The sequence below is a fragment of the Candidatus Cloacimonadota bacterium genome, assembly GCA_012516855.1.
In the GTDB taxonomy this organism is placed as follows: Bacteria; Cloacimonadota; Cloacimonadia; order Cloacimonadales; family Cloacimonadaceae; genus Syntrophosphaera.
In genome coordinates, this window is the sequence record JAAYWB010000080.1 from 1 (window position 1) to 8,102 (window position 8,102).

At 55.2% G+C, this 8,102-nt stretch carries 4 protein-coding genes; 2 read left to right on the forward strand and 2 right to left on the reverse strand.

Translation table 11 applies throughout. The annotated features are described in order from the left end of the window. Positions 1-308 precede the first annotated feature (308 nt). Both GX466_08210 and GX466_08215 read right to left on the reverse strand, forming a co-directional pair. Positions 309-2,846, reverse strand: coding sequence for a DEAD/DEAH box helicase (locus GX466_08210; GenBank protein NLH94178.1), 2,538 nt, complete (start codon positions 2,844-2,846; stop codon positions 309-311). Next, entirely contained in the window at positions 2,843-4,819 is a 1,977-nt protein-coding gene (locus tag GX466_08215; protein NLH94179.1) for a T9SS type A sorting domain-containing protein, read from the reverse strand. Before GX466_08215 ends, GX466_08210 begins: the two co-directional genes overlap by 4 nt. Before the next feature lie 325 nt (positions 4,820-5,144). Between GX466_08215 and hydF the strand changes: the two genes are divergently transcribed. Together hydF and GX466_08225 are read left to right on the forward strand one after the other, a co-directional pair. Beyond that, complete coding sequence (gene hydF / locus GX466_08220) at positions 5,145-6,344, forward strand: [FeFe] hydrogenase H-cluster maturation GTPase HydF (protein ID NLH94180.1); 1,200 nt, start codon at positions 5,145-5,147, stop codon at positions 6,342-6,344. 335 nt (positions 6,345-6,679) lie between these two features. After that, positions 6,680-7,609 carry a right-handed parallel beta-helix repeat-containing protein gene (locus tag GX466_08225; protein NLH94181.1) on the forward strand — a complete coding sequence of 310 codons (930 nt, stop codon included), beginning with the start codon at positions 6,680-6,682 and terminating at the stop codon, positions 7,607-7,609. The last annotated feature ends 493 nt before the right edge of the window (positions 7,610-8,102 follow it).

Genomic DNA, 8,102 nt, shown 5'->3' on the forward strand with positions numbered 1-8,102 from the left:
CATTTGTGGGCAAAGATCAGAGACATGAAGTTTAGAAATACTGCCTACGCGTCACTTGATGATGTTCAAAAAGCTCTTATTGATAGTTTCTCATACTTGGATAGCAACAAAGACATGGTCTCAAAATTGACCTATTTCAAATGGCTTAAATTAGATTAATGAAAGCGATTTGGTATTATACGCCCGATTAGGAAGAGAGCCGCTTGTTAATCATCATGCAGGATATCAGCTAAAGGGCTTGTCTTCAGGCCAGTGTCAATGGGCTTGGGGATTTGTTCTCATCTACTTGATGGACAGTGTGTTGGGGACTAACTGCCGGTTGGGATGTTCGCGACAAGTTCTTTTAAAATGGCGAGGGCGTGTTCTTTGGCCCCGGAGCCGTTTTCCGCCACTGGTCCAACGCAGGAGGGGCAGCCGTCATGGCAGGGGCATTTGGAAACAAGGTCCAGAGCGGCTTTCAGCACTTGGTCATGAAGGTCGAAGAGTTTGCGCGAAAGGCCAATGCCGCCGGAAATGTTGTCGTAAATGAGGATCACAGGCCGGTTCCCAGCCAGAGGGGAATTGTCCTCGCAAAAGACGTCGATGTCCTTGCGGTCGCACATCACGAAGAAGGGCGCGAGATTCACCAGCAGATAGCCGAGGGCGGCGATCCCGCTCTGCATCTGCACATTTTGCTCCGCGAGGCGATGGCAGCGGGGACAGAGGGTCACCAGATTTTCCAGCGCGTTGGCTTCTTCTGTGCTGGCGAATTTGCGGAAGGGGACGAGGTGATGGACGTGGTGGGCTTCACCGGTTTCCAGCAAGCCGCAGTGCTGGCAGGTGAAGTTGTCACGTTTGCGCGCGGTGGCGGAGATCAGGCCCCAGTCCTTGCCGTAGTCGTTCTTCTCCACGTTCCAAAGACCCTGAGCCTTCACCCGGGCGACGGTTTTATCGTTCAGGCCGATCCACCAGGCTACGGTTTGCAGCCTCGTTGGGGGCAGGTCCAGTGGTTCGCGGCCGATTATTTCCTGAGTGTAAAACTTGAGTTTTTTGAAGCCAGTGATGGTGGTGGTAACGGTCACCTGGCCCAGAAACTTGTCCGCGCCAAGGGCTGTTTGGCGGTTCATTAGAGAGTTAACTTCGATCTCGGTGTCGCGGGTGGTTTGGGTAAAATAGTTCACTTCCGCGGGTTCGATTTCCGCCTTGCGCTGCTCGAGGTTGAGTTTGGTGACCAGCCAGGTCTCGCCCCGGTCCAGGTAGATGGCGCCCGGATGCACCATCCAGAGCGCGCTGGCGCCGTCCACCCAGCCGATGAGTTCATCACCGGAGAGGATTTGCACCTGGTCCGAAATGTTGCGCAGCGAGACCTCCGCAGCGGGGTAGGCCTCCGGAACGCCGATGTAGCGTGGGCCAGCCTTGCGCACTTTCCCTTCCCGCACCAGCACTTCAAGATGGGGGAAGATGTGTTCCGGGCCCAAACTGCCAAAGCCTTCAGTATCCAGCATGGCGAGGTCGTGAATGGCGCAGAGCAACTGGCTTTGCAGGATTTCACGATGGTCTGGTGATATGAGGGCGTGCTCGGGATTGTTGTCAAAGAGGTAGCTGGGATTCTGGCAGATGTATTGGTCAAGCGGATTGGCGCTTGCAACCAGGATGGCGAGGGCTGTGTTGCCCTTGCGGCCAGCCCTTCCGGCCTGCTGCCTGGTGGCGGAGATGGTGCCGGGATACGTGTTCAGGAAAACCGCGTCGAGCCCGCCGATGTCGATTCCCAGTTCCAGCGCGTTAGTGGAAACCACCAGACCGATGCTGCCTTCGCGTAATTCCTTTTCTATTTCACGCCGGTGGGCGGCCAGATAGCCGCTACGGTAGCTGCGAACCCGGTCCTTGAAAGCGCTTTCGCCGCTCAGATAGAGGAAAAGGATTTCCACGCTGCGCCGTGGCCCGCAGAAGATGATGGCCTGACCGCGTCCGTATAGCCAGCGTTTGGCCAGAGAAGTGGATTCCAGCATGGCGCTGCGCCGGATACCCAGGGTGGCGTCCACGATTGGTGGGTTCACGATCAGGAATTCCCTCCGTCCATGCGGTGAAGAATCCCTTTCGGTCAGGCGGACAGGGCTTTCCAGCAAATCCTCCGCCAGTTCGCGGGCGTTGGCCACCGTGGCTGAGGTGCAAACGAACTGGGGCTGGGCTCCATAGAGGGCGCAAATCCGCTTCAAACGGCGTAAAACGTTAGCGAAGTGTGAACCGAAAACACCGCGGTAGATGTGCACCTCGTCGATCACCACCCAGCGCAGATGGGCGAAAAAGTTGCTCCAGAGCGTGTGGTTGGGCAGAATGCCCAGATGCAGCATGTCGGGATTGGAGAAGACCAGCCCGGCTTGATTGCGGATGCGGCTGCGGATTTCGGAAGCGGTGTCTCCGTCGTAGATGGAGCAGTTCAGCTTTGGGATTTTGGGGTTTTGGTGGGCCAGAGTTGTAGCCAGGTTCTGCATTTTCTGGGCTTGGTCCTGGGCCAGGGCCTTGGTGGGGAAAAGCAGCAGGGCCCGGCTGGTGGGGTTGAGCAAATGTTCCTGCAGAATGGGAAACTGGTAACAGAGGCTCTTGCCACTGGCCACGCCGGTGCTGATGACAAGGTTTTCCCCGTTTAGCGCGGCGTAGATGGCCTCGCGTTGGTGCTCGAACAGACGCTCAACGCCCTGTTCGCGGAGCAGGGAGAGCAGTTCCGCCCTGGTTTGGGATGGAAAGTCAGCCCAGATGGCTTCCACCGGTTCCAGGGACTGGCGGGAGACGATATTTTCTCTGAATTTCTTGTCCTGGAGAAGTCCCTCGAGGAAAGCCTCCACATCTGGCAGAACATAGCTTTTCATTTGATAACAGCCAGGCGCTTCAACTGGCTGCCGCCTTCCGCTTCCAAGCGTAGGAAATAGACGCCGGCGGCCAGGTTCAGGGCGTGTTCCGCGCTTTGGAAACTACTCAGATTACGGATGGAAAAAAGTTCGCGGCCCCGCAGGTCGTAGAGGGCAAGGTTAAAAGGCGATTTGCGGGTAGTCTCAACGCTGAATGTTCCGCGGGCGGGGTTGGGAAATACCTTGAAGCAATCCGGGACCGCAATATCTTCCCCCACTGGAACATAACCACCCTCTCCAGTGACCACGATATCGTCCAGATAGAGCGCGAGGGCGTCCCAGGAAACGCAATTGAAGGCCAGATGGACGCTTTGGCCCTGCCAGGCGGCGAGATCGAAGCTGTATTCGGTCCATTCAGCCGGCACGGACAGCCAGTTGCCGCTATTCAAGCTGGTAAAGCTGGCAGGATCGGCGTCCGTGGTGGAAATCAGCACTCTCAGCCGCTCCAGCCCATAATCCACAGTGTGGGAGCGGGCCCAAAAGTTCAGGCTGGGAGCAGAACCCAGTTGCAGTCTGGGAGTGATCAGCCAATCGTTGTTGGGTGGGGTTTGCACATTGAAAGACGCTGCCATCGCCGCGCCGCTGTGGGCTTCGAGACCAGTTTGCGGCGGGGATAGTTGCGCTGGAGGAAAAACCAGCCAGGCAAGCGGCTCACCGAAACCCTGCATTGGCCAGGGAGACCAGGTTGGGGAGTTGTCCATGTCCAGATTTTGCCAGCCGGGAATGTTCTGGCTGAACGGGGAACAGGCCTCAAAACTCTGCTGCAGGATGAGGTTTGGGATGATGTCCGGAATGTGTACAGTAACGGTGTTTGAGGGATCAGAAAGCTCGCCCAGATGGTTTTGGGCCAGCAGATAATAGTATAAGACCTGCCCGGGCCCAAATTCATAATCCTGATAGCCAATTTCCTGTGTGGCAGCCAGAAACACGCCGTTCCGAATAACGCGGTACATCACCGGTTCGCCTTCAAGTGGCGGCTGCCAGTTCAGTTGAACGTGGTCTGTGATGTGATAGGCGCTTAGGTTTTGGGGCGGACCAATGCCTTCGCCAGCGGTGCTGAAGCTCCAGACCGGACCGGGGTAAGTTTCTCCGTCCGCGTGAGCCACCACCTGCCAATAATAAGAAGTCAGCAATCCCAAAGGCTGCGGTGGTGTCCATTGCTGTGAGGCAATCCCTTGCGCCATAAGCTGTAACTCGTCCGGATCGGTGCCCAACCAAACATCGAATGACGAGGCGTTGCTCTGCCACCGCAAATCGGTGGAGGTAGGAATTCCGGTGGTCTGGTCTTCGGGTTGGGGATGCCAGGGTGTGAGGCTGAAGGGTGTGATTTCCAGCCGGAGATTGGGATAGGCCAGGCGCGTGAACAGGTTTTCCGGACCTGGCGGCGGGGAGGCAGGATCGGGATTCAAGGTATTGCTGGCAAATACGATACCTCGCACTTCCGCGGCTTCTGTGCAGATGAAATCGTCAGCGTTGGAACCGAAATCGGGATCGTTTTCATCCACGGCGATCAGCAGGTTGTCGCTGCCATTGTAGTGGAACACCGTGTCCAGATTGATATTCAGCCAACCCTGGCCGGGTATCCCGTTGGAAAACTGATCCTCGGACAGGGTGCCATCGAACACCAGGACCAGACTGTCCAGAGGCACCCAGGCATCCAGTTGTTCGCGTTGGGTGTGCCCCAGATAGAGCTTCCAGACCGCGCTGCTGCCGATAAAATATGTGCTGGGGATATTGTACTGGAAAGAGACAGCGCTCACCTGGCCGGTGAAACCGATATCCGCGGCCCGGTAGAGTTGTTGAGAGTAGCTGTAGCTTACAAAAGGCTCGATGGGCAGATGCTGGTTCAGCAGCGACCCATTGCCGATCTGGATGCTTTCTGCTGTCAGGCAGACGCTTCCAAGCAACAGCAGAAAAAGCCCGATTCGGCGCATTAACTCCCCTTATCCCATACAGTTGGATGTAGCCTGTTGAGGTTTTGGCGGAGCTGTTCGCGCAGCTTGTCCGGATCAGCTTCCCGATAGTTTATGGTATGAGGTCCCTTGATGTAGTCCATGCTCGGTTCCTGTAGCTATTGTAATGCAAAAAACAAGCTTTCCATAAGTTTGCAAGTTGTCAAGGACGAATTGCGCAGATTCACTTTGCTTCATGAACACTGATGCCAAACCATCACTGCCAACCGGAACAGAACTTGCCAAAGCCAGGAGGAAGCGTTATTCTGTTTAATAAAGAGAAGTATGCAACCAAGAACGAGGAAAAATGAGCAGCACCCCCCGCGGCGAACGCCTGATCATCACCTTGCTGGGGAACCGCAACAGCGGCAAGTCCAGCCTCATCAACGCCTTTACGAACCAGGAAATTGCAATCGTTTCCGACACTCCGGGCACCACCACCGACCCGGTGGACAAGCGTTACGAGCTTCTGCCTCTGGGTCCCGTGACCTTTTACGACACGGCTGGCATCGACGATACCGGAGAATTGGGCGCCAAGCGTGTCCAAGCCACTTTCCGTGTGCTTTTCCGCACGGATATCGCGATCTTTGTAAATAACGGCAATCCCTTTTCCGCCAGCGAGTTGGAGTTTCTGCAACGCATTCGCGAAATGAAGGTCCCGGTATTGGTGGCATTAAAAAAAAGCGACCTCCGCCAACCTGCCCCCGCCAATCTGGAATACTGCCGGCAACATGGTCTGGAATGGGTTTCCGTCTCCGCCAGCCAAAAAGAAAACATCCCGGAAGCCAAGGAAAAGCTGATTGCCCTGGCGCCGGCGCATTTGAAAGAGGACCGGCCCCTGGTGAGCGACCTGGTGCGGGCTGGCGAGCGAGTTATTTTGGTGACGCCAATCGACTCCGCTGCCCCGAAAGGCCGGCTGATCCTGCCCCAGGTTCAGGTGCTGCGCGACCTTTTAGACAGCGGCACGGTGCCTGTGGTGGTGAGGGAATTTGAACTGAAGCAGGCCCTGGCCGCCTTGAAAGAGGATCCCGACCTCGTTATCACAGATTCCCAGGCCATCGAACTGGTGGTGCGTGAGTTGCCGCCCAGCGTGAAACTAACCACCTTTTCAATCCTTTTTGCCCGCTACAAGGGCGATTTGGGCATCCTGGCCAACGGCATCCGGCAAATCGACAAACTTAAGGAAGGCGATAGAATCCTGATCGCGGAAGCCTGCTCTCACCACGTTCAGAAGGACGACATAGGCCGGGTGAAGCTGCCCCGCTGGCTGAAGGAATACACCAAAAAGAACCTCATTTTCGAAACCTACGCCGGACACGATTTCCCGCCAAACCTGGAGGAATACGCGCTCTGTGTGCATTGCGGCGCCTGCATGCTCAATCAGGTGGAGATGAACCGCCGTATCGTGGAAGCCCAAAGGCGCGGGGTGCCGATCACAAATTACGGGCTCACCATCGCCAAGGTGCACGGCTATTTCGACCGCGCCATCGCCCCCCTGGGCTTGTAGGGCCCTTAGCCCCATCGGATACGCGACCGGTATGCCTCTTGCCTTATTCCCGCATTTGGTGCGAGCATCATGCGGGAGGCAAGCCAGAAGCAAGGTGGAAAGGGCTCAGAAGGAGCAGGCGGCTACTCAGGTTTTGGGGCCGGCAGGCTGAGGGGCCAGGCTATCTAACTGGTTTGATCCATGGCAAATGAAAATCAGGCTGATATAATAAATGGGGGAGATGCCAGCAACTTTCAGCTTGACAGAATTCAGCCCGGTTCAATCTTTCTAACCAATGGCAAAAGAGGCTGTTCCAACGCGGCCGTTTCGCCTGAAAACAGCTTTGGGAGAGGATTATGCCCAAGAAGATGATTTGGCTTTGGCTGGCACTACTGTGCCTCATGCTGCCTCTATGGGCGGAGGGGGACAGGGATTTCAGCGAGCACAGAGAAATCTGGGTTTCCGGGGAAGAGGAATTCCTGGCGGCAGTGGCGCCCAACACCACCATCCACATGTATTCAATGTTTCTGGAATCTCTCTGTTTCACGGAGGAGCACGCGGACCTCAATCCGGAATACACCGAGTTCGAAGAAGTGTATGACGGCTTTCAACTGGTGATCAAGGACTTGCACAATTTCTCCATTATCGGGGAGCCGGAAACCCGGTCGCAAATCCTGGCCCGGCCGCGTTACGCGAATGTGCTCACCTTCAGGAATTGTGAGGAGATTAACCTGCAGAACCTGAGATGCGGCCACATGGAAGAAGGATATTGCATGGGCGGGGTCTTCAATTTCGAGAACTGCCATGTGATCAATATAGAAAACTGTGACCTCTGGGGCTGCGGTATCGAGGGGATCACCCTCACAGATTCGTCCTGGCTGAGTTGCGTGGACACCACCATCCGGGACTGCAGCTATTCCATCCTCTCGCTTTTCGACAGCTACGGGGTGGAGTTCAGGAAATGTGTGATGTTCAACAACCGGGAATTCAGCCTGCTGAATATCTCCAACTGCCACGAGGTGAGCTTTACAAACTGCGTGATTTATGACAACAGCGCGGGCGACGGTTTCGTCGGTGGATACGTGCTCAATACCTCCGCTTCAGAAATCATATTCTCCGAATGCGCCATCTTTAACAACAATGTGAGCGGGCTGCTGAATTCCCGCGAAGGAGTCAGCTTCGAGCACTGCACTGTTTTCGGCAATCATAAACGGGACTATAGGCCCTATTACGAAGAAGACCTGAAGGAGGATTCCGACCCGGAAGACGATTATTACTACGATTAAGAGTGGTAGGCGTTCAGTAGGTCCATAGGAGGATAGAGACAATTGGAAAGCTTTGTTCCCAACTGCTCAGTTCTTCTGCTTCATTCTGTCTAAGAAACACCAGCTTCCCTTTTAGCTTGTATTCTGATGGAGCGGCTCTGCCCAGTTTGAAGTCTTTTTGGCTTATTTTCAAACCGAGTGGGTAATCCGGTAGATTGAGCCCGTAGGGCGACATAACGATAGCGAGGGAGGGTAAGCCCCTCGTACAGAAGCAATAACCAGGTAGGAAGTTTAGATCCACTGTCGAGGGGGTTCCGTTCGCTGCGCTCACCGCACATCCTCGCTATAATCTGCCGCCCTCCGGGCTATCCACTCGGTTTTTGAAAGAGAGCCGTTTTTTTCCTATCTGCCGGAGAGACGGTCTATCGATTTGATCAATTACATCAATTCATCAATTCCCTTTCCACGGCCCCCCATAATGGGAGGAATAGATCTATCAGGACAATACTACTGA

What these genes read in the sequence shown, in the direction of transcription:
- hydF (NLH94180.1), top strand. Translation starts at nt 5,145, where the DNA reads ATGAGCAGCACCCCCCGCGGCGAACGCCTGATCATCACCTTGCTGGGG.
- GX466_08210 (NLH94178.1), bottom strand. Translation starts at nt 2,846, where the DNA reads ATGAAAAGCTATGTTCTGCCAGATGTGGAGGCTTTCCTCGAGGGACTT.
- GX466_08215 (NLH94179.1), bottom strand. Translation starts at nt 4,819, where the DNA reads ATGCGCCGAATCGGGCTTTTTCTGCTGTTGCTTGGAAGCGTCTGCCTG.
- GX466_08225 (NLH94181.1), top strand. Translation starts at nt 6,680, where the DNA reads ATGCCCAAGAAGATGATTTGGCTTTGGCTGGCACTACTGTGCCTCATG.